Genomic DNA, 20,365 nt, shown 5'->3' with positions numbered 1-20,365 from the left:
GGCGTCTCGAGACCCACCGCCTCCGGCGAGCCCCACAACTCAGGCTCATCGACCAGAATCCGCGGTTGTCCGCTCGAATCTCCGCGCTCAGCCTGAGATGTGCAGGCCGAGCGGTACGCAACCGAGGTCGGGAGCGGCCCGGACGACTCGAGCGGGCCCCGCGAGCCCTCCCGACCTCGGTTCCGTACAGGGACGACGGCTCGGGCCGCGCGGCGGCGTCTCGAGACCCTTGCAGTCCCTCGCTCAGTCGCGGTCGCGGACCCGCTCGCCGCGCTCGCTCCGGCGCTTCGTCACGAGGTGCAGGACGGCTCCGACGCCCAGCAAGGCGGCGCCGTAGGCCCAGACGATCGGGTCCTGCTGGGTCAGCAGGAGGACGCAGGACGCGACTCCGAGGACCGGGATCGCCGTCCAGACGCGGAAGTGCTCGTGCTCGACGCGGTCGCGGCGCAGCACCAGGACCGCGACGTTGGTGCTGATGAAGACCAGCAGCAGCAGGAGCACGACGGTCTCGGCGAGCGTCGCCAGATCGCCGACGAGGGTCAGGAGGCAGGCGGCCACGGTGGTCACGACGATGGCGACCCACGGGGTGCGCCGCTTCGGCAGGACCTTGCTCAGCACGGCGGGGAGCAGCCGCTCCTCGGCCATGCCGTACGTGACGCGGCTGGCCATGATCATGGTCAGCAGGGCGCCGTTGGCGACCGCGATCAGCGCGATGAGGCTGAAGAGCCAGGCCGGGACGCCCACTCCCGAGGCGGTGACGACGTCGAGCAGCGGGGCGGAGGATCCGCTCAGCTCGTCGGCGGGCAGCGCGATCGAGGAGGCGAGGCCGACGAGGACGTAGACCGCGCCCGCGGCGAGGAGCGATCCGAAGAGCGCGCGCGGGTAGACGCGGCTGGGATCCCGGACCTCCTCGGCGACGTTGGCCGAGGTCTCGAAGCCGACGAAGGAGTAGTAGGCGATGATCGCCCCGCCGAGCACGGCGAGGGCCGGTCCCTGCTCGCCGCCGATCTCGACGGTGCGCGAGAGGTCTCCGCCGCCGCCCGCCACGAGGAGCGCGACGCACGCGATCACGATCAGCAGGCCGCTCACCTCGATCACGGTCATGACCGTGTTGCTGAGGAGCGACTCCGCCACGCCGCGGGCGTTGAGGCACGCGACGAGGATCAGGAACACGATCGCGGCGGGCACCGTGGGCACGTCGAGGAAGGTGCCGAGGTAGTCGCCGGCGAAGGCGAGCGACAGACCCGCCGCGCTCGTCACTCCGGCCGCGAGCATCGCGAACCCGACGAGGAACGAGACGATCGGACGGCGGAACGCGCGCTGGGCGAAGACCGCGGCGCCGCCCGCCTTCGGGTACTTCGTGACCAGCTCGGCGTACGAGCCGGCCGTCAGCAGCGAGAGGCCGAGCGCGAGGAGCAGCGGCATCCAGACGGCGCCGCCGACCTCGTTCGCGAGCGTGCCCATCAGGGCGTAGATGCCCGCGCCGAGCACGTCGCCGAGGATGAAGAAGAAGAGGAGGGGGCCGGTGATGCGGCGCTTCAGCTTCTGTCCGTCGGCGCCCGCGTCGGGCCTGCCTGCGTGTGCCGTGGGGCCACTCGTGGTCGCCATGTCGTCCTCTCGTCGCGTGCGCACCCGGGGTCGGACGGCACGACGGGCAACGTTAGGCCGGGGGCGGCGGGGCCGGACAGAGACTTGACCGTGCGGGAGACGGAGCGATAAGGGACGGTTGTCGGGAGCGCGTCAGTCGCGGACCACGTGGCCGCCGCCGCGCTGGCGGGCCATCTGGGCGCCCTCGCGCTCGGCCTCGTCGCGGTCGGCGTGGTGCGTCAGCGGCACGCGGGCGTCGGCGATGCGGTTGTGCCAGCCGTCGTCGTCGGAGTAGGTCTCGATGGGGGCGATGCGGGTGGTGCTGGGATGCAAGGGTGCTCCTGTCGTGTCGGGTCCTCCAGGCAATCGCGGGGAGCGGCGGGCCGGGAGGGGCTTGACCGGTGAGGCGGGTGCGGCGACCCTGTCCGCGCGGCGAGTCCGCAGAAGTCGTCGTACTCGGCCTCGAGTACGACGACTTGTGAGGAGTGGGCGCGCACGCGCGGGCTGCGGGGAGGACAGGCCCGGCGACTCCGCGGAAGTTGTCGTACTCGAGCTCGAGTACGACAACTTCTGGAGAGTCGAGCGAGCGGAGATGCGGGGGCGGCCCCGACCCGGCTACGAGATCTTCGCGCGGAGCGCCGCGGCGGCCTCGCCGACGTCCGGCGCACCGTAGATGGCGCCGCCCGCGACGGCGACCACGGCGCCCGCGGACTGGACCGACTCGATCGTCGCGGTGCTCACTCCGCCCGCGACCGAGAACGGCACGCCCGAGGACTCGCCGTCGCGCAGCAGCGTGTCGAAGGTGAAGCCCTCCTCCGCCTGCTCGTCGAGGCCGGCGTGCATCTCGACGAACTCGGCGCCGAGGGCGACGACCTCGCGGGCGCGGGCGGCCTTGTCGGGCACTCCGATGAGGTCGACGACCACGCCCTTGCCGTGCTTCTTCCCGGCGGCGATCGCACCCGCGATCGTGCTGTCGCCGGCGACTCCGAGGACCGTCACCAGGTCGGCGCCCGCCTTGAACGCCATGTCGGCCTCGAGCTCGCCGGCGTCCATGGTCTTGAGGTCGGCGAAGACGATCTTGTCGGGGTGGGCGTCCTTGATCGCGGTGATGGCCGAGAGGCCCTCGCTCTTGATGAGGGGGGTGCCGAGCTCGAGGATGTCGACGTGCGGAGCCGCGGCGGCGGCGAGCTCGAGGGCGGCCTCGGTGCTGAGGGTGTCCATGGCGAACTGGAGCTTCATGAGGTTCTGCTTTCTGTAGGGAGTGCGGGGAGTGCGCGGGTCATTCGAGGTTCGCGTGGCGCGGCCAGAGCTCGTCGGCGCTCTCGCCGCGGCGCTTCCAGAGCGCGTGGAACAGGGCGTCGCCGGTGAGCACGACGACCTGCTCGAAGAGCCCGCCCGAGTACTGGGCGGAGGCGGTGCCGGAGCGGTCGAGCTTCTCGGCCGCCGGCACGATCACGACCGCGGAGGCGAGCCCGGCCAGCGGCGATCCCGCGGCCGTCGTGATCGCGGCCACGCGCGCTCCGGCGTCCACGGCCGACTGAGCCGCGCGGACGATGCCGCCCGTGGTGCCGGAGCCGCTCGCCGTGAGCAGCACGTCGCCCTCGCGGATCGCGGGGGTGGTGACGTCGCCGACCACGTGCACGACGAGACCGAGGTGCATGAGGCGCATGGCGGTCATCCGCAGGGCGAGACCGGATCGGCCCGCGCCGTGCACGAAGACGCGGTCGGCGTCGGCGAGCAGCGCGGCGACGGGCTCGAGACGGTCGTCCTCGGTGAGGGACGTCGCCGCCGCGGTCACCTCGGCGACGATCACGGCCAGAGCCTTCGCGGGGTCAGCGGTGGGGTCCTCGATGTCGGGCATGACTCCAGCCTGCGCGCACCGGTCGGCGGAGTCGGCCCCCTGATGGAGCAGGCCCGCCTACCCGTTCGAGTAGGCGGCCTCCTCGACGGATAGGACGGGTAGGTTCGTCGGATGGACTCCTCCCCCGCCTCCCGCGCGCTGCTGCTCGAGCACGCCCGCACCGTCGCCGAGCAGGCCGACCGGCACGCGGTCGCTCTGGAGTCGGTCCTCGCCGCCCTGCGCGCCGAGCGCCTCGACGACCGCGCCGCCCGCGCCGTCGCGATCGACATCGCCGCCAACGCCCTGGTCGAGCTGCGCACCGCCACCGACGAGCAGCGCAGCGCCATGCTCGAGCCGGTCGTGGGCGCCTTCGCGCGCCTCCGGAGCGACCTGCGCCCGCTCGTGCGGTTCGGCGACCTCGACGTGCAGTTCGTGGAGCCGCCCGCGAACGGCCGCGCCCTGCCCGGTGAGGTCGCCCACGCGGCCCGCGCGATCGTCCGCAGCGCCGTGCTCGCCTTCGTCGAGTCGGAGCAGACGCGGCGCGTGCGGATCCAGTGGGACTGCGACGGCCTGAACCTGCTGATCGAGATCCGCGACGACGGCCGCGGCGAGCTCACCGCCCGCGACGAGGCCCTCCGCCCCATCGCCGAGCGCGTGCGCGGTCTCGACGGCGACCTCGGCATCGCCTCGACCGCCGGCTGGGGCTCGACCCTGTCGATCCGCCTGCCACTGGACCCGCCCGCTCAGCCCGACGGCCTCGACCTCGCCGACCTCAGCGCCCGCGAGCGCGAGGTGCTGCACCTGATCACCCTCGGCGCCTCGAACCACCGCATCGCCGACGACCTCGGCATCAGCGAGAACACGGCGAAGTTCCACGTGTCGAACCTGCTGCGGAAGGCCGGGGCCCGGAACCGCGCGGAGCTGGCGGCGCTGGCGCGGTGACCCCGGTGCTCGTGGCGCCCGTCACTCTCGGGCGACGAGTCCGCACGGCCCGGGAACACTGCGATCGAGCGGCCCGAACGAGGGTCATCCAGGGTCTCCGATGACGGCCTCACGTCGATCGCCACCCGCCTTCGAGGGCCCCGATCGCGGAGCTTCCTTTCACCCGCCCTGCTGGCCTCGGAGCGGCGGATAGCGTCACCGCAGGTAGCCACGGAGCGCACGTCCGACCCCGCCCCCGAGGGAGGGACGCGCGCAGCCGGAGTCCTCCCCCCGCTGAGGGGGCCCGGTCCGTGACGCACGTCGAAGCCTCCGCCACGACGCGCTCCGGCGACCCCTCCCCCGCCCCAGCACGAGTCGATCGGACACCGCACATGGCCAGAGCCACTCCCGCCACGACGTCGCCCCACCGGAGGCCGACGGCACCGGCATCGCCCTCGACGAGAGGGAGGAAGGCCGTCCTGCGCGCTCTGGCGATCGCGCTGACCGCGGGGATCGCCGTGACGGGGGCGGCACTCCAGACCGCGGCACCCGCCTCGGCCGCCGAGTCCTCGTCCTTCGGGCCGGACGGCACGCACTACCCGTCGGACACCCCCGACATCCGCTCCTCCTACTCCGGCTTCACGGTCGTCGACGTGGCGGCCTCGGGTCTCGCGATCCGCCGGGCGCTCGACGCCCTCACGACGGCGCAGATCGCGGCCGGCGCGGTCATCCGCGTCGCTCCGGGGCACATCGCCGACCTGTCGGCGCTGAACGGCTACCGGAACGCCGGGACCACGAAGGTGCTCATCACCGCCCGCGACGGCTTCCGATCGGTGACCGGCGGCGCCTGGGCTCTGCGTGCCGTCACCGGCATCACGCTCCTGCGCTTCGACATCGCCTCGCTGGACGTCAAGGGCGCGACGCACTCCTCCTTCGCCTGGCTGCGGGTGAACGACAACTGGACGGGCCTCGCCGCCTCGGCCGGCATCCCCGTGCGGGACGTCGAGCTGATCGAGGTCGTCGCCCCCGAGTCGAAGCTCAAGAACGGCGACTCTGCGCAGATCAAGGCGTACGCGCCGGACATCATGAGCGACGTGCTGGTCGAAGGCGGCTACATCGCTCCCTCCTACTACGTCGACGCGGTCTACGGCGGCACCGGTCCCGCTCGACCCCACACCGACACGCTCCAGATCGAAGGCGGCGGAGTGACCGGTCAGGTCACCGTGCGCGACACCGTCGTGTTCGCCTCGAACAACAGCGCCACCATCATCGGCGGCGTGAAGAACGTCGACTTCCAGGAGGCGCTCCTGCTCGGCGGCGCCGCCACCGTCCAGCGCTACCCGTTCCTCGCGGGCGGCGCCGGATACGCGGGGGCCATCAACGGTCCGGGCAGCCTCAGCGCCGTCCAGGGCTCGGGCGGCGGCAACGTCGACGCCTCGGACTCGACCTTCATCGGCTCCCTCCAGCCGCTGTGGGACACCGTGGTGAACACCCGCACGAACATGACCGGCAAGACCGCGACGACCGGCGGCTTCACGGTCGACCCGACGCTCGGATCGATGACCGCCGCCCAGCTCGACGCGCTGAGCACGAAGCCGACCACGGCGTACCTCGCCGGGATCTGGGACGACGTCGCAGCGCCGGCGCCCACGGCGACGCCCACCCCGACCGCCACTGGGACCCCGACGGCCGTGCCGACCGCGACGCCGGCGCCGACCGCCACCGCGACGGCGACGCCGACGCCGACCGCGACGCCCGTGCCGACCGCCACCGCCACTCCGACGGCGACGCCGGTGCCGACCGCGACGGCGAGCGCCACCCCCGCCCCGACGGCCACCGCGGCCCCGCTGGACCGCACCGCCCCCACGGTCGCGATCACCTCTCCGACCTCCGGCAGCTCGGTCTCCGGCACGGTGACGCTCGTCGCACGCGCCTCCGACGACGTCGCCGTCACCGGAGTCGGCTTCTTCGCCGGCACCACGCGTCTCGGCACCGCGACCCTCGCCTCGGACGGCACATGGCGGCTCCCGCTGAACACGTCGACGCTCGCCCGGACCACCTACACGGTCACCGCGAAGGCGGGCGACGCCGCCGGCAACACCGGCACCAGTGCGCCGATCCAGCTGACTGTCGTCGCGGCCACGACTCCGACGGCCACCCCGACGCCCAGCGCCACCCCGACAGCCGCCCCGACGCCCAGCGCCAGCCCCACGGCGACTCCGACGGCTACCGCCACCCCGACCGCTACCCCCACGGCCACCGCGACCCCGACCACTACCCCCACGGCCACCGCGACCCCGACGGCGACCGCTACTCCGATGCCGACCGCGACCGCGACGCCGACGGCCACGCCGACGCCCACAGCGACGGCGACCCAGCCCCCGACCGCGACTCCGTCTCCGACCGCCACCCCGACGCCGACCGCCACTCCGGCTCCGACAGCGACGCCGACCGCGACTCCGATCGTCACGCCTGCGCCGACCGTCGCGCCGACGCCGACCATCACCGCGGCCCCGACGCCCACCCCGACACCGACGCCCACCGCCACCGCGAAGCCCGGCAACGGCAAGCCGAAGCCCGGCAAGCCGACGCCGACCGTGACCCCCACGGTGTCCCCGTCCCCTGCGCCGACCGCGACGGCCACCGCCACCCCGGCGCCCGTCGGCTCCTCGGCACCGACCGTCGCGATCGTCGCCCCGACCACCGGCTCGTCGGTCACCGGAGTCGTGACCCTGGTCGCCGTCGCCTCCGACGACAAGGGCGTCGCGGGAGTCAGCTACTGGGTCGGCACCACGAAGCTCGGTGACGCCGTCCTCGGCGAGGACGGCCGCTACTCCCTCGCCGTGAACACGGCGGGCTTCGCCGTGGGCACCTACCCCGTGACCGCCAAGGCCGTCGACACCGACGGCAACACGACCACGAGCGCACCGATCGCACTGAAGCGGGTCTGACCCGCGAGCGGACGGACGGCCCCGGTGCACCAGCGCCGGGGCCGTCCGTCGTCCTGCCGTCGGACGCGGCAGGATCCGAGGGGCCGCGCGCCCCTGCCGACCCGGCCGGATCCCCACACGCAGAAGCACCCGCCCCTCGCCCCGACCACCCGCAAGGGCGTCGGAGCGAGGAACGGGTGCTCCCGAGCGGAACCCGCTTCCTCTTACTCCAGGGCGAACAGCGTGTACGACTCCGCATTCGCGGCGTTGATGACGATGCAGTCGATCGACTGCTTCTCGTCCTCGCCGGTCTCGCCGTCGGTGAGGTAGGCGTCGGCCTGCTGCACCGCGAGCTGCGAGATGAGCACGGCGGGCTGGAGGCCCGTGGCGACGAGCTTGCCCGCCTTGATCGCCTCGACCGCGTCGGGGCTGCCGTCGAAGCCGACGATCTTGATCTGGTCGATCAGACCCGCGGCCTCGACCGCGGCGACGGCGCCGAGGGCCATCGTGTCGTTGCCGGCGATGATGCCCTGCACGTCGGGGTCGCGCTGCAGCAGGGTCTCGACCTTCGAGAAGGCCTCGTCCTGGCTCCAGTTCGCGGTCTCCTTGGCGGTCTGCACGAGCTGCGGGTACTGCGAGACGACGCTGGCGAACGCCTCCGAGCGCACGCCCGCGTTGGTGTCCGACTCCTTGCCGGTCAGCTCGATGTAGTTGCCGCCGTCGGGCAGCGCCGCGACGAACTCCTCGGCCACGGCCGCGGCGCCCTGCGCGTTGTTGGCGACGATCTGCGACTTGGCGATGCCGGTCGCGTTGATCTCGCGGTCGACCAGGAACACCGCGACTCCGGCGTCCTCGGCCTTCTGGATCGGGCCGATCGAGGCGTCGGCGCCCGCGTTGTCGAGGATGATCGCCTTCGCGTTCTGGCTGATCGCCGAGTCGATGAGCTCGCTCTGGCGGTTGGGGTCGTCGTCGTGGGACGCGACCGAGGTCTCGTAGCCGAGCTTCTCGGCCTCGGCCTGGGCCGCGTCCGCCTCGGCCTTGAAGAAGGGGTTCTCGAGCGGCGGAGTGATGATGGCGATCAGACCGCCCGCCTCACTGGCGCTGGACTCCCCTCCACCGCTGGTCTCCGTGCCGCCCCCCGAGGAGCAGCCGACGAGCGCGAGGGCGGCGACCGCCACGGTCGCGGTGGCGAGAACGAGCTTGCGTCGCATCATGTGTCCGGTACCTTTCGTTTCTCTGTGCTGACCGACGCCGTTGCCGGTCAGAGCTTCCCGACGGGCGCGGAGGCGCCCGCCCGCGTGTCGTCGCTCCCCGTCGCGGGCGGCTCGGTTGGAGCGCCCTTCGACGAGGCGAGTGCGGCGTTCTTGTTGCGCGTGATCTTCTGCTGGGTCTGATCGAGCATCACGGCGAGCACGATGACGGCGCCCTTGATGGTGATCTGCCAGAAGGTCGAGACCCCGACGATGACCAGGCCGTCGCTGAGGAACCCGATCACGAAGGCGCCGAGCAGCACTCCGCGCACGTTGCCCCGGCCGCCGGTCAGCGCCGCTCCGCCGATGACGACGGCCGCGATGGCGTTGAGCTCGAAGCTCTCGCCGGTCTGCGGGGCGGCGGCGGTCAGCTCGGACGAGATGATCAGGCCGGCGGTCGCGGCGCAGAAGCCGCTGATGATGTAGACGCTCATCTTGACCCGCTTGGTCGGCACGCCGGCGAGCTCGGCGGCCCGCTCGTTGCCTCCGGTGGCGTAGACCCAGCGGCCGAAGGGCGTCTTGCGCAGCACGATCAGCGCGATGACGGCGAAGACGATCATGATCCAGATCGCCATCGGGATCCCCAGCACCCGGCCGCCGCCGATCAGGTTGAAGCCCGTGTTGCCGAGCGACTCGTCGCCCTGGAGCCGCGGGTACGTCGATCCGTTCGAGATCAGCAGCGCCGCACCGCGGGCGATGTAGAGCATGCCGAGCGTCGCGATGAACGGAGCCACGTTGAACCGGGTCACGAGCAGGCCGTTCACGAGGCCCACGAGCGAGCCGACGAGCAGCGAGCACAGGACGACGACCCAGACCTTGGGATAAAGGACCACGTCGAGCGCGTCGATCCGCAGCCCCTGCAGCAGGACCCCGGCGACGACGCCCGAGAGCCCGACCGTCGAGCCGACCGAGAGGTCGATGCCGCCCTTGAGGATCACGAAGAGCATCCCGAGCGCGAGGATCGCGTTCATCGCCACGTGTCGGGTCATCGTGATGAGGTTCGGGAGCGTCAGGTAGGCGTCCGAGAGCAGCGAGAAGATGATGATGAGCGCGATCAGGGCGATGAACGCCCGCCCCTCCAGGAGGAGCGCGCCGAGGTCGAAGTCGCGCTTCGTCGCGGCCTTGGTGCTGCTGGTCATCGGTGTGCCGCCTCTTCTTCCGGGTCCTGATGGGTCTCGCCGCTGGCGACCATGACGTCGTCCCGCTCCGCGGTGCGGGGGTCGAACTCGCGCACGATGCGCCCCTTCGACAGCACGATCACGCGGTTGGAGGCGCCGAGCGCCTCGCCGATCTCGCTCGTCGCGAAGAGGACGCCCAGTCCGCGCCGCGCCTCCCGCGCCATGAGCGCGAAGATCTCGGCCTTCGCTCCGACGTCGATGCCGCGGGTGGGCTCGTCGAGCAGCAGCACGTCGGGCTGCGTCATCAGGACCTTCCCGATGACGACCTTCTGCTGGTTGCCTCCCGAGAGCGAGGTGATGGAGGCCTGCGGTCCGGCGGTCTTCACCCGCACGTCGCGCACGCCCGCGTCGACGGAGGCGCGCTCGGGGCCGCGGCGGAGGAAGCCGCCGCGGACGAAGTCGAGCAGCGACGCGAGCGAGAGGTTCTCGCCGACCGACATGGTCTGCACCAGTCCGTCCCGCTGCCGGTCCTCGGGCACGAGCGCGAGGCCGCGGGCGATGCGCCGGCGGACGTCGAGTCCCTTCACCGAGACGCCCTTGAGGCGCACGTCCCCGTCACGCAGGGCCAGTCGCCCGGCGACCGCCTCGAGCAGTTCGGTGCGGCCTGCGCCCATCAGGCCGTAGAGGCAGACGATCTCCCCGGCCCGCACCGTCAGGCTGAGCCGGTCGACGCTGAGGCGGCTGGGGTTCGACGGATCGGCGACGCTCACGCCGTCGATCTCGAGGACCGGCTCGCCGAACGTCTCGAGCAGATCGGGGTTCAGGTCGTCGGCGTTGCGGCCGACCATGTTCGCGATCACCCAGTTGATGTCGATCTCGTGGCGGTCGCCGCGGGCGACGAGCTCGCCGTCGCGGAACACGACCGCGTGATCGGCGATCTCGAGCGCCTCCTCGAGGTGGTGCGAGATGTAGACGATCGCGACGCCGCGCGAGGTCAGGTCGTGGATGACTCCGAAGAGCACCTCGACCTCGCTGCCGCTGAGGGCGGAGGTGGGCTCGTCCATGATGAGCACCCGCGCGTCACCGGCCAGTGCCCGGGCGATCTCGACGAGCTGCTGCTGGCCCAGACGCAGGTCGGCGACCAGCGTCTTGGGGTCCAGCGGCTCCTGCAGCCGCGCGAGCAGCTCGACGGTCTGCGACGCCTGCGTCCGGGAGTCGATGATCAGCCCGCCGCGGGCCAGCTCGCGCCCCATGAAGATGTTGTCCTGGATGCTGAGGTTCGGGGCGAGGCTCAGCTCCTGATGGATGATCGCGATGCCCTTCTCGACCGCGTCCACGGTGCCGCGCAGCTGCAGCGGCTCGCCGTCGAGCTCGAGGGTGCCCGCCGTGGGGGTCTCGACTCCGCTCAGGATCTTCATCAGCGTCGACTTGCCCGCGCCGTTCTCGCCGAAGAGCACCGTGACGGATCCGCGCCGGATCTCGAAGTCGACGCCCTTGAGCGCCCGGGTCGCCCCGTAGACCTTCGTGATGCCGACGGCGCGCATCACGACCTCGCCGGTCATCCGATCACCTCGATCGAGACGGGGACGACCGACACGAGCTGCGGATTGACGCGGAGGAACGCGCCGGTGACCTCGACGGTCTTCCCTGCGGCAGCCGCGGCGTCGAAGCCCTCGAGCACGTCGGTCCGCACGAGGTCGTTCAGCTCGGTCGACACGTTCTGGTACTCGAGCTGGTTGGTGAACTCGTTGAACGAGATCTCGCCGGTGACGTCGCGCAGCGCCGTGCCGTTGAGCGCCGGGCCGATCTGCACCTGCACGGTCGTCTCGGCGGGCACGCCCTCGACGGTGACCGGGAGGATCGGCGGAGTCGCGGTGCCGGCGACGGCGGTGAAGGTGACGGGGAACGCGTAGGCGCTGCTCGCTCCCGACGTGTTGCCGAACTCGGCCTCGTCGGCGCCGCCCTCGAGCCGGGCGAGCAGGTCGGCCAGCGGGACGGCCTCGTCCTCGACCTGCGCGGCGATGTCGTCGAAGCGCTCGGCGGCGTAGGCGGCGGGATCCAGCTGCCCCTCGGACGCGGCGGTGTCGGCGTCGGAGGCGCTCACGACCTTCACGTTGAAGGCCGCGGCGACGAGGACGACGGCGGCGAGAGCGGTGAGGACCATCCACGCTCGGACGGGTCGTCGTGAGGATCGGGACATCGATGTCGCTCCCAGGGAGGTGTTCGGCGGTGAACGGCAGCGGGCGGCGGGCCGGCTGAGCGGCTGGCGCGGGACATCCGGTGCAGCTGCTGATGGCACGGTGGCACGTGGTTCGGTAGCCTGTCAACCGGTTCGCCAATTCCGAGCCACTTCGACTCGACGATGAGGAGAACGACCCGTGGAATCCCTTTCCCGGCGCCCGACCGCGCCCTGCACTGCCGGCCGAGCGGAGGCGCTCCCGTGCTGAAGGGCGTCGATCCGCTGCTCTCGGGCGCGCTGCTGCACCTGCTCGACGACATGGGCCACGGCGATCAGCTGCTGCTCGTCGACCGCAACTTCCCGGCCGTCGCCACCGGTCTGCCCGTCGTGCACCTCGGCGAGGCCACGATGAGCCGGGCGATGAGCGCCGTGCTCAGCGTCTTCCCGCTCGACGTCTTCGTCGACACCCCGCTCGAGCGGATGGAGGTCGACGGCGACCCGTCCGTCACGACTCCCGAGCAGGACGCGGTGCTCGCGATCGCCCGACGCGCGCACCCGCGGCCGCTCGAGTGGGGCGTGATCCCGCGGCTCGAGTTCTACGAGCGCGCGCGGTCGGCGTTCGCCGTCGTGCACGTGCTCGATCCGGCGCCGTGGGGCTGCTTCGTGCTGCAGAAGGGCGTGGTGTTCCCACCCGAGGCGGAGTGAGCCGCCGCAGCTCTTCCGCGGATGGCGAGGTGAACATAGGGTGGAGAGCGGCTCGGCCGCTCCGCCGCAACGACGCACAGACGGGTCACAGCAACGACCCAGGGCCCTCCTCGACTCCGACCGTGGTCTCGCCCGCACGACGCCTCCGGACCCGGAGTGCGGCCGACACCACGACGCCAAGGACGACGCCGATGAACCGCACGAAGATGATCACCGCCCTCGCGGCCGGACTCCTGCTCACGTCGGGCGTCGCCGCCCAGACGGCGGCCGCCGCCGAGACGTCGAACACGTCGGAGGACCGCGGCGTCGACAGCTCCTCGGACACCCTCCTCATCAACGGGCGCGCGTACACGCTCGACTGAGCCGGCCCAGGCCGCCGATATCGTAGCCGGGGGTCTCGATACGCGCCTCCGGCGCTACTCGACCGGCACGCATCCGCGTCCCGCCTCGCCGCCCTCTGCTCCTGTTCGTAACCGAGGCCAGTAGGCCTCGCGGAGTCCGTTCGAGCCGTTCGAGCAGCTCCTGACCTCGGTTGCGAACAACTCGGCCTGCACAACGAAGTCCGAGCGCGGAGATCAGGGCGAGAATCGCCGGATCGCGTCGCGGAGCCTCACTTCCGAGGCCCGTCCGGGCACCTCCGACGCCGCCGCTCGATGCGCCGCCTCCGGTGCAGAAGTCCGCGTCAGGCCGCCTCGGCCACCGGCTCCGCAGCGGAGGTCGCGCGCGGACGCGCCGCTCCCGTCAGCAGCGACACCGCCGCGACCAGCACGAGGACCACGATCATCGCCCCGCGCAGCCCGAAGTGCTCGCCGAGGAACCCGAGCAGCGGCGGACCCACCAGGAACGCGACGTAGCCGGCGGTCGCCACGGCCGAGACCGTGGCCGTCGGGTCGTCGCTGTCGGCGGCCGACGACAGCGTGACCGGGAAGCCGAGCGCCGCGCCCAGTCCCCAGAGCGCGACCGCGACTCCGGCCATCGCGGCGCTGTCGGCGACGACGACGACGGCGATGCCCGCGGCCGAGACCAGGGCGCTCGCGCGCAGCACGGCGACGTTGCCGAACCGGGCCAGCAGCGGAGCGCCGACGAAGCGGCCCACGGTCATCGCGGCCGCGAAGCCGGCGAACACGATGGTGCCGACCGTGGCGGTCGCTCCGTAGCCGTCGACCATCAGCAGGGGCAGCCAGTCCATGGCCGAGCCCTCGGCCAGCGCCAGCGCGAGCACGATCGCGCCGAGCGCGAGCACGCGCGGCTGCCGCCAGACCGGACCGCCGGTGCGCACGGCCGCCGGCTCTCCGGGCGTGCCGGGCACGATCTTGCCGGTGTCGCTCGGCACCGAGCGGATCACGGTGACCAGCAGCGCCAGGCTGAGCGCCGCGACCGCGAGCAGCTGCCAGAGGACGGGGAAGTCGACGGCGGTGAGTCCGATGCCCGCGACGGCGCCGATCACCGTGCCGAGGCTGAAGCAGCCGTGCAGCGCGGGCAGGACGGAGCGGCCCGACACCGCCTCGAGCGCCGCGCCCTCGAGGTTGAGGGCGATCTCGGACACGCCGATGCCCAGGCCCACGAGCGCCAGGCCGACGAAGACGCCCGGCGCCGACGAGAGGTTCGCGGCGAGGCCGACGAGCGCCACTCCGCTCGTGAACGAGAGGCCGCCGATCGTCACCGTGAAGCGCACTCCCCGGCGGCGCACGATCGCGGCGGAGGAGAGCACCCCGGTCATCGAGCCGACCGAGAGACCCAGCAGCACGAGCCCCATCTGCGCGGTCGAGGCGCTGAGGAGGTCGCGGACGGCGGGCGTGCGGACGACCCACGACGCCATCCCGACTCCGAAGACGAGCATGAAGGCGAAGATCGCGAGGCGGCGGCGGGCGACGGACGTGGGCATGGTTACGACCGTAGGTCCACGACAGCGGTCGGCGGAACACGCGCGGGAAGTCCGCACTTGCGGTCGACGACGGCAGGCGCAACGATCCGTGCATGCGTGAGCGCTGGTGGGCGGTGGGCGGCGCGTCGGTGCTCCTCGTCGGCGGGGTCCTGACGGCGATCGCGACGCTCGCGGCGGATCGCGGCCACGACGTCCCTCCGGACGGCGAGAACGAGCGGGTCGCCGCGATCCTCGCCGACGACCTGTCCGCGGTCGATTCCGTCGCGCGACTCGAGAAGCACTTCCCGGCGACCGACCGCTCCGCCCTCGCCGCCCTGGCCGCGAGCTGTGGTCCGATCGCCGTCCGGGCACCCGCCCCCGCGATCCACGCCGACATCATCCCCACCTCCGCCCGGATCCTCCTCACCGATCCCGAGGGATCCGTCTGCGACGCGCGCATCGAGTGGGTCGACGGGGAATCGGCCTGGCACGCGTACCTCTCGCAGCCCGGCCCCGGCTGACCCGCCCGGGTGAACACCCGCTGTCCAGAATCCGTCGGCTCCCGCACGGGGCCGCCCCGGCGTGCGACGCTGGAGGGTCCCCCTCCGCCCCTCCCCCGCTTGGACCCTGTTGACCGACGTCAAGACCCCCGTGTTCCCCTGGATCGGCCTGCTCACGCTGGCCGGCGCGATCTTCGTGTCGGTGACGAGCGAGTTCCTGCCGACCGGGCTCATCCCCGACATGTCGCGCGATCTCGGCGTGAGCATCCCGCTCACCGGCCAGCTGGTCACGATCTTCGCGGCGACGGTCGTGGTGGCGACAACTCCGCTGACCCTCGTCACGCAGCGCTTCTCGCGCAAGAGCCTCGTGCTGGTCGCGCTGGGCGTCATCGCGGTCGCGAACGTCCTCGCCGCCCTCGCGCCGACCTTCGAGCTGCTGGTCGGCGCGCGGATCCTCGGCGGACTCGCGCACGGGCTGTTCTGGGCGGTCGTCGCCGCCTACTCCGCTCACCTCGTCGCTCCCGAGCACCTCGGCCGGGCCACGGCGATCACGGCGGGCGGAGGCTCGGCGGCCTTCGTGCTCGGCGTGCCGGTGGGCACGGCGCTCGGACACGCGTTCGGCTGGCGTCCGACGTTCGCGATCCTCGGCGGGATCGTGCTGATCCTCGCGCTCGTCGTCATCCGCTACCTGCCCGCGGTCGAGCACATCGTCCCGGTGCGCACCGGCGAGATCCGGCTCCCGGCGCGCAAGGACCGCTCGCTGCCGCGGATCCTCGGCGTCTGCCTCGTGATCCTCCTGGTGCTGATCGGCCAGAACACCCTCTCGACCTACATCACGCCGTGGCTCGAGGAGGCGCAGTTCGCGCCCGACTCGATCCCGCTCGTGCTGTTCGCCTTCGGCGGCGCGGGTGCCGTGGGCCTCGTGCTCGCCGGCTTCGCGACCGACCGGTTCCCCCGCTCCGGATTCGTCGTCGCGGCCCTCGCGGTCCTCGCGGCGCTCGCGGGCCTGTCCTTCGCGGCGGGCTCAGGAGTGCCGGCGCTCGTGGTCGTCGCGGCGATCGTCTGGAACATCGCGTTCGGAGGCATCCCCGCGATGCTGCAGACCCGGATGCTGAAGACCGCGTCGTTCCAGCTGCGCAGCCTCGCGGCCGCCCTGCAGACGACGGCGTTCAACATCGGCATCGGCGGCGGAGCGATCGTGGGCGGCCTGGTCATCGACGGCAGCGGCCTCGGCGCGCTGCCGTGGGTCGCGCTCGGCATCGTCGCGCTCGGGCTCGTCGTGAGCCTGCTGGTGGAGTGGCGCGCGCGGCGCGCGGCGGCGCCGGTGCAGGGTCGGGCGGAGCGGGTGAGCGCGTAGCCGACGCCGGCGCCCGTTTCGCCTCCACTCGCGAGGCGCCCGGGTGCCCGACGGGACGCGAACCGGGCCCTGGCGGGTCGTCGCACCCCGTCCTGCGTCCACTGGCATGTCGCCCGGCGCACGAGTCGGCGCGGACCGGGCCGTCGCTGGTCGTCGCACCCCGTCCCGCGTCGTCTCGAGCGCTCCGCTGAGTACGAGCGGATGCGATCCGCTGCCGAGCACGTCCGCTCCCCCTCGCGAGGGAGGGCGCGCGGCGTTCCGCGGCGTAGCGTCGGAGGATGGCCCAGACGACCACCGACTCCGGAGCTTCCGCATGAGCCGCACCACGGTTCCTCCGCTGCACCTGCCCTACCCGGGAGCGCCCGCCGGGGAGGCGATCGCCCGCTTCTTCCGCAAGTACGCGACCTTCAGCGGGCGCGCGAGCCGCGCGGAGTACTGGTGGATCATCCTCGCGACACTGGTCGTCAACCTGCTGCTGCGGTGGGCCGACGGGTCGCTGTCGCGGTACACCTTCACGACCTCGCCGTTCACGACGGGATCGGACTTCTCGACGCCCTGGGTCACCGGGCTGTCGGTCCTGATCGCGCTCGCGACGCTGATCCCCGGGCTCGCGCTGATCTGGCGGCGCCTGCACGACGTCGGTCGGAGCGGGACGTGGTTCCTGATCATCCTGATCCCGATCGCCGGCTGGGTGGTGCTGATGATCTGGTTCCTGATGCCCGGCCGTGCCGAGGGCGAGCGCTTCGACGCCCCGCTGGTCGAGTAGCCGCGCGGGGAGGCCTGCCGCTCGGGTGACGGGAATCTCGATACGGCCCCGGGGGCCTACTCGATCAGCAGGAGGGGACCCTCCGGGCCTGCTCGAGCAGCAGAGGGGTCACGCGCACCAGTCGCGGGAGACGCCGTTCACGCTGCGGGAGGTGTCGCCCGTCTCGAGGTCGACGAGCACCGTCGACGTCGCGCTGAAGCCCGGCACCTCCGGGTAGTCGTCGGGCTCGCCCTCGACCGAGACCGCCTCGACGGCCAGGAACTGCCCGTTCGGCGAGAGGCAGATGCTCCGGATGCGGCCGGTGGGCGACGTCCGGAACACCTCGGAGGTCCCCTCCGCGTCGACGCGCACGACCGAGTACTGCGTCGCTCCGGTCTCGGGCGAGTACTCGGCCTCGAGCTCCACGTAGCTCGTCGAGTCGAGCAGGAGCAGCTGCACGGGCGACGCGGTCGGGCTGACCTCGGCGACCGGCAGTGCGAGCGTCTCGACCGAGCCGTCGGCCAGATCGATCAGCGACCCGCGGTCGGGATCCGCGACCACCAGCCGGTTCGCGCCCGGTACGAAGCCGCGCAGCTCCGCGTGCTGCCCGAGCGGGCTGATCGCCCCGGGGACGAGCAGGTCGACCAGCAGCACCGTGTCGTCGACCGAGTGCGTCACCACGGAGGTCGTGCCCGGCACGAACAGCCAGTCGCGGGCGCGCAGGGGTCCGCCGTCGATCCCGACCACCGCCACCGCCTCGGCCTTCTGATCGGTGAGGTCGTAGGAGTAGAGCGCGCGGTCGAGCGGGCCGGTCGGCGCCTCGCCGGTGAAGGTCCAGCCCAGCACGCCCTTCTCGGACGCGGCGTGCAGCTCGCGCACGACGCCCGCTCCGGGCAGCGGGATGACCCCCTCCGACCCCGTGTCGAGCGCGACGGTGCGGATGAGGTTCGTGTCGTCCGGCTCGATCGTCACCAGCACGAGCAGCGGGCCGACGACGACGTAGTCCTGGATGCGGTCGGCGGTGGCGACGACGCGGGTCTCGTCCCCCGATCCCCCCGACAGCGGGCGCACGCGGATCGCGTCGGGCTCGGTCGGGTCCGGCGTGCGGTCGAGGGTGAAGAGGTCGGGGTCCTTCGTGGTGAAGGAGGCGCGCACATCGGCCGTCGCCCCGGTCGCGCGGCCGCGGGCGTCGTCGATCGTGATCTCGTACGTCGTGGCGTAGCGGAGGGTGTCGGCGAACGTCACGGTGACCACTCCGTCCTCGAGCTCGACGGTGTGCTCGGCCTCGGGAGTCACGCCGACCCGGTCGAGCGCGTCGGGCTCGAGGTCCTGGTCGAGGTGCAGCCGGGCGCGGCCGCCGTCGCGCTCGACGACGCCGTCAGCGCTCACCTCGAGCGAGGCGACCCGCGGACCCCTGCTGATCGTCGCCGCGGTCAGCCCGCCGACGCCGAGCGCGAGGACGAGGGTCGCGCCCCAGAAGACGCGCGAGAAGCCGCGGGCGGAGGCGGCGCGCGGCTCCCGGGAGCGGCGCGGGCGCGACTCCCACGATTCCTCGCCCCAGGGCTCAGTAGACATACGGCATCGCCGGCTCGTCGATCTCGGCGACCGACGACGGCTCGAGCACGACCGCCTCGGCGCTCGTGACGCTCGCGTTCGCCCCGAAGCCGCCGGACGCCTCCAGCCACTGGCCCTCGGTGTACGTGTCGGCCCAGCCGGGCTCGTAGATCGGCACGCCGACGGGCTGCGCGTCGACCGCGCAGCAGGTCACGACGAAGCGGGCGACGTAGAAGACGTTCTCGGGGTCGTCGGCGTCCGGAGTCACGAATCCGCTGACCGTCGCCGTCGTGCCCGCGAGGAACTGCTCGCTCGCCCCGGAGCGGAGGAGCGTGGCCCAGTCGCGCACCGAGAACGAGGCGTAGTCGCCGCCGGTCGGCGCGGCGACGACCGCGGTCGTGTCGACGGCGCTCGTGTTGACCTCGCGCTGCGTCGCCGTGCCCGCGGTGAGCGCGGCGGGCGGGACGACGAGCAGCGCGACTCCGGCGGTCACGATGATCGCGACCGAGCCGAGCACCGCGAGCCGCGCCCGCCACGGGTGACCGGGCGCGTGGTCGTGCAGGTGGCCGTGGGCGTCCGATTCCTCGACGCTCTCCCCGTCGCTCTCGTCGGACCCCGGCACGATCGCGAAGGCGAGCACCAGCAGCACGGCCGCGATCACGGCGAGGATCACCGTGAACTCGAAGTAGCGGGGGTGGATGTAGAGGCCGAGCCGTCCGGTCGCCGCGAGCCACAGCGTCGAGACGACGCCGATGACGCTCAGGACCACGCCCTTCCAGCGGGTGAGGAGGCGCTCAGAGCGCATGGTTGACCGCCAATCCGAGGACCGCGGAGCACAGCCCGACCAGGACCGTCATCCGCACGAGGGTGGGCACCGAGAAGGTGGTGCGCAGCAGCGCGAGCATCTTGATGTCGATCATGGGCCCGAAGACGAGGAACGCGATGATACCGCCCGGCAGGAACGTGGAGCCGAAGGACAGCACGAAGAACGCGTCGACGTTCGAGCAGATCGAGATGACGAACGCGAGCACCATCATCGCGAGCACCGACCAGAGCGGGTTGCCGCCGAGCGCCGTGAGCACGTCGCGCGAGACTCCGACCTGGATCAGCCCCGCGATCGCCGAGCCGACGAAGAGCGCCGGCAGCATCGCCCCGGTCTCCTCGGCGAACAGCAGGACGCTGCGGCGCGAGCGGGCGCGGAGGGTGCCGGGCGCGCGCTCCCCCGCCTCGCAGGCGGCGCGGAAGCGGTCGGTGAGCAGCGACAACGGCTCGGAGTGGCGGCTGAAGATCCAGCCGACCAGGTTCGCGATCACGAAGCCGCCGACGATGCGCCAGACGAGGATCCCGTCCTCCCAGCCGAAGGCCTGGTAGGTCGTGATGATCGTGATCGGATTCACGATCGGCGCCGCGAGCAGGAACGTCATCGACTCCGAGACCGAGAGGCCCTTCACGATCAGCCCGCGGGCCAGCGGCACGTTGCCGCACTCGCAGACCGGGAGCAACACGCCGAGCAGCGAGATCACCAGGCGCCGCGGCAGGGCGCGCTTCGGCAGGATCCGCAGCAGCACCGCCTCGGGCACCCAGAGCTGCACGGCGATCGAGAGCACGATGCCGAGGAAGACGAACGGCAGCGACTCGATGACGACGCTGATCGAGAGGGTCAGGAAGTCGCGCATCGCGTCGGACAGCACGTCGCCCGTCGCGTCGGGCGAGAGCAGCCGCAGGGCGACCGCGGCGGCGACGAGGGCGAGCCCGATGCCCACTCGTCGACCGGTGCGTGACCGGGGGCGGGGCGGGGCGGCGATCGACATCGCG

The 20,365-nt window shown here is 72.4% G+C and carries 19 protein-coding genes; 7 read left to right on the top strand and 12 right to left on the bottom strand.

Translation table 11 applies throughout. From position 1 onward, the window contains the following. Positions 1-243: 243 nt before the first annotated feature. The 4 genes from AC0CID_RS15130 to hxlB form a co-directional block, all read right to left on the bottom strand. Complete coding sequence (locus AC0CID_RS15130; protein ID WP_465227449.1) at positions 244-1,608, bottom strand: APC family permease; 1,365 nt, start codon at positions 1,606-1,608, stop codon at positions 244-246. 132 nt (positions 1,609-1,740) lie between these two features. Further along, positions 1,741-1,920, bottom strand: a complete 180-nt coding sequence (locus tag AC0CID_RS15125; protein ID WP_465227448.1) for a DUF2188 domain-containing protein — start codon at positions 1,918-1,920, stop codon at positions 1,741-1,743. A 282-nt stretch (positions 1,921-2,202) separates the two neighbouring features. Continuing rightward, positions 2,203-2,826 (bottom strand): 3-hexulose-6-phosphate synthase, encoded by a 624-nt coding sequence (hxlA, locus tag AC0CID_RS15120; RefSeq protein WP_465227447.1) that lies wholly within the window; start codon positions 2,824-2,826, stop codon positions 2,203-2,205. A 40-nt stretch (positions 2,827-2,866) separates the two neighbouring features. Next, positions 2,867-3,448, bottom strand: coding sequence for a 6-phospho-3-hexuloisomerase (hxlB, locus tag AC0CID_RS15115; protein WP_465227446.1), 582 nt, complete (start codon positions 3,446-3,448; stop codon positions 2,867-2,869). A 111-nt stretch (positions 3,449-3,559) separates the two neighbouring features. Between hxlB and AC0CID_RS15110 the strand changes: the two genes are divergently transcribed. Continuing rightward, positions 3,560-4,369, top strand: coding sequence for a LuxR C-terminal-related transcriptional regulator (locus tag AC0CID_RS15110; protein WP_207407654.1), 810 nt, complete (start codon positions 3,560-3,562; stop codon positions 4,367-4,369). Positions 4,370-4,740: 371 nt separating this feature from the next. Next, positions 4,741-7,299, top strand: coding sequence for an Ig-like domain-containing protein (locus AC0CID_RS15105; RefSeq protein ID WP_465227445.1), 2,559 nt, complete (start codon positions 4,741-4,743; stop codon positions 7,297-7,299). A 203-nt stretch (positions 7,300-7,502) separates the two neighbouring features. On the opposite strand, the gene AC0CID_RS15100 is transcribed toward AC0CID_RS15105, so the two are convergent. From AC0CID_RS15100 to AC0CID_RS15085, 4 genes are read right to left on the bottom strand one after another with little or no spacing between them, the layout of a single operon-like run. Then, the gene (locus AC0CID_RS15100; RefSeq protein WP_242683503.1) at positions 7,503-8,492 is read right to left on the bottom strand and encodes a D-ribose ABC transporter substrate-binding protein; all 990 of its coding nucleotides are present in this window, start codon (positions 8,490-8,492) and stop codon (positions 7,503-7,505) included. Between the two features lie 47 nt (positions 8,493-8,539). Beyond that, positions 8,540-9,667: an ABC transporter permease gene (locus AC0CID_RS15095; RefSeq protein WP_465227444.1), complete on the bottom strand. Its 1,128-nt coding sequence runs from the start codon at positions 9,665-9,667 to the stop codon at positions 8,540-8,542. Beyond that, positions 9,664-11,208: a sugar ABC transporter ATP-binding protein gene (locus tag AC0CID_RS15090; RefSeq protein ID WP_465227443.1), complete on the bottom strand. Its 1,545-nt coding sequence runs from the start codon at positions 11,206-11,208 to the stop codon at positions 9,664-9,666. The genes AC0CID_RS15095 and AC0CID_RS15090 overlap by 4 nt, the downstream gene beginning before the upstream one ends. Further along, positions 11,205-11,810: a DUF2291 family protein gene (locus tag AC0CID_RS15085; RefSeq protein ID WP_465227442.1), complete on the bottom strand. Its 606-nt coding sequence runs from the start codon at positions 11,808-11,810 to the stop codon at positions 11,205-11,207. The genes AC0CID_RS15090 and AC0CID_RS15085 overlap by 4 nt, the downstream gene beginning before the upstream one ends. A gap of 276 nt (positions 11,811-12,086) precedes the next feature. Between AC0CID_RS15085 and AC0CID_RS15080 the strand changes: the two genes are divergently transcribed. After that, complete coding sequence (locus AC0CID_RS15080; RefSeq protein WP_465227441.1) at positions 12,087-12,530, top strand: RbsD/FucU family protein; 444 nt, start codon at positions 12,087-12,089, stop codon at positions 12,528-12,530. 191 nt (positions 12,531-12,721) lie between these two features. Next, on the top strand, positions 12,722-12,892 hold the full coding sequence (locus tag AC0CID_RS15075) for a hypothetical protein (protein ID WP_465227440.1): 171 nt from the start codon (positions 12,722-12,724) through the stop codon (positions 12,890-12,892). A gap of 320 nt (positions 12,893-13,212) precedes the next feature. Here AC0CID_RS15075 and AC0CID_RS15070 read toward each other — a convergent pair whose 3' ends face one another. Next, on the bottom strand, positions 13,213-14,415 hold the full coding sequence (locus tag AC0CID_RS15070; protein WP_465227439.1) for an MFS transporter: 1,203 nt from the start codon (positions 14,413-14,415) through the stop codon (positions 13,213-13,215). A 92-nt stretch (positions 14,416-14,507) separates the two neighbouring features. On the opposite strand from AC0CID_RS15070, the gene AC0CID_RS15065 reads away from it, so the two are divergent. The 3 genes from AC0CID_RS15065 (at position 14,508) to AC0CID_RS15055 (ending at position 17,017) form a co-directional block, all read left to right on the top strand. Then, positions 14,508-14,915 (top strand): hypothetical protein, encoded by a 408-nt coding sequence (locus AC0CID_RS15065; protein ID WP_465227438.1) that lies wholly within the window; start codon positions 14,508-14,510, stop codon positions 14,913-14,915. A gap of 109 nt (positions 14,916-15,024) precedes the next feature. Continuing rightward, a complete protein-coding gene (locus AC0CID_RS15060; RefSeq protein WP_465227437.1) occupies positions 15,025-16,251 on the top strand; it encodes an MFS transporter in 1,227 nt (408 codons plus the stop codon). A 313-nt stretch (positions 16,252-16,564) separates the two neighbouring features. Beyond that, complete coding sequence (locus tag AC0CID_RS15055) at positions 16,565-17,017, top strand: DUF805 domain-containing protein (protein ID WP_207407794.1); 453 nt, start codon at positions 16,565-16,567, stop codon at positions 17,015-17,017. A 108-nt stretch (positions 17,018-17,125) separates the two neighbouring features. On the opposite strand, the gene AC0CID_RS15050 is transcribed toward AC0CID_RS15055, so the two are convergent. Genes AC0CID_RS15050 through AC0CID_RS15040 form a run of 3 tightly spaced genes read right to left on the bottom strand, consistent with a single transcriptional unit; the run spans position 17,126 to position 20,361 of the window. Then, positions 17,126-18,571, bottom strand: a complete 1,446-nt coding sequence (locus AC0CID_RS15050) for a hypothetical protein (protein ID WP_465227436.1) — start codon at positions 18,569-18,571, stop codon at positions 17,126-17,128. Beyond that, on the bottom strand, positions 18,561-19,355 hold the full coding sequence (locus AC0CID_RS15045) for a TIGR03943 family putative permease subunit (RefSeq protein ID WP_465227435.1): 795 nt from the start codon (positions 19,353-19,355) through the stop codon (positions 18,561-18,563). Before AC0CID_RS15045 ends, AC0CID_RS15050 begins: the two co-directional genes overlap by 11 nt. Continuing rightward, complete coding sequence (locus AC0CID_RS15040; protein ID WP_465227434.1) at positions 19,345-20,361, bottom strand: permease; 1,017 nt, start codon at positions 20,359-20,361, stop codon at positions 19,345-19,347. The genes AC0CID_RS15045 and AC0CID_RS15040 overlap by 11 nt, the downstream gene beginning before the upstream one ends. Positions 20,362-20,365 lie beyond the last annotated feature (4 nt).

The sequence above is a fragment of the Rathayibacter sp. AC451 genome, from assembly GCF_979253095.1.
The sequence above is the reverse complement of the archived record's forward strand: the minus strand, read 5'-3'. Positions and strand labels throughout refer to the sequence as shown.

Coding starts and splice junctions, on each gene's coding strand:
- AC0CID_RS15075 (WP_465227440.1), top strand. CDS start 12,722: ATGAACCGCACGAAGATGATCACCGCCCTCGCGGCCGGACTCCTGCTC.
- AC0CID_RS15055 (WP_207407794.1), top strand. CDS start 16,565: ATGAGCCGCACCACGGTTCCTCCGCTGCACCTGCCCTACCCGGGAGCG.
- AC0CID_RS15045 (WP_465227435.1), bottom strand. CDS start 19,355: ATGCGCTCTGAGCGCCTCCTCACCCGCTGGAAGGGCGTGGTCCTGAGC.
- AC0CID_RS15090 (WP_465227443.1), bottom strand. CDS start 11,208: ATGACCGGCGAGGTCGTGATGCGCGCCGTCGGCATCACGAAGGTCTAC.
- AC0CID_RS15065 (WP_465227438.1), top strand. CDS start 14,508: ATGCGTGAGCGCTGGTGGGCGGTGGGCGGCGCGTCGGTGCTCCTCGTC.
- AC0CID_RS15050 (WP_465227436.1), bottom strand. CDS start 18,571: ATGTCTACTGAGCCCTGGGGCGAGGAATCGTGGGAGTCGCGCCCGCGC.
- AC0CID_RS15100 (WP_242683503.1), bottom strand. CDS start 8,492: ATGATGCGACGCAAGCTCGTTCTCGCCACCGCGACCGTGGCGGTCGCC.
- AC0CID_RS15085 (WP_465227442.1), bottom strand. CDS start 11,810: ATGGTCCTCACCGCTCTCGCCGCCGTCGTCCTCGTCGCCGCGGCCTTC.
- hxlA (WP_465227447.1), bottom strand. CDS start 2,826: ATGAAGCTCCAGTTCGCCATGGACACCCTCAGCACCGAGGCCGCCCTC.
- AC0CID_RS15130 (WP_465227449.1), bottom strand. CDS start 1,608: ATGGCGACCACGAGTGGCCCCACGGCACACGCAGGCAGGCCCGACGCG.
- hxlB (WP_465227446.1), bottom strand. CDS start 3,448: ATGCCCGACATCGAGGACCCCACCGCTGACCCCGCGAAGGCTCTGGCC.
- AC0CID_RS15040 (WP_465227434.1), bottom strand. CDS start 20,361: ATGTCGATCGCCGCCCCGCCCCGCCCCCGGTCACGCACCGGTCGACGA.
- AC0CID_RS15095 (WP_465227444.1), bottom strand. CDS start 9,667: ATGACCAGCAGCACCAAGGCCGCGACGAAGCGCGACTTCGACCTCGGC.
- AC0CID_RS15110 (WP_207407654.1), top strand. CDS start 3,560: ATGGACTCCTCCCCCGCCTCCCGCGCGCTGCTGCTCGAGCACGCCCGC.
- AC0CID_RS15070 (WP_465227439.1), bottom strand. CDS start 14,415: ATGCCCACGTCCGTCGCCCGCCGCCGCCTCGCGATCTTCGCCTTCATG.
- AC0CID_RS15105 (WP_465227445.1), top strand. CDS start 4,741: ATGGCCAGAGCCACTCCCGCCACGACGTCGCCCCACCGGAGGCCGACG.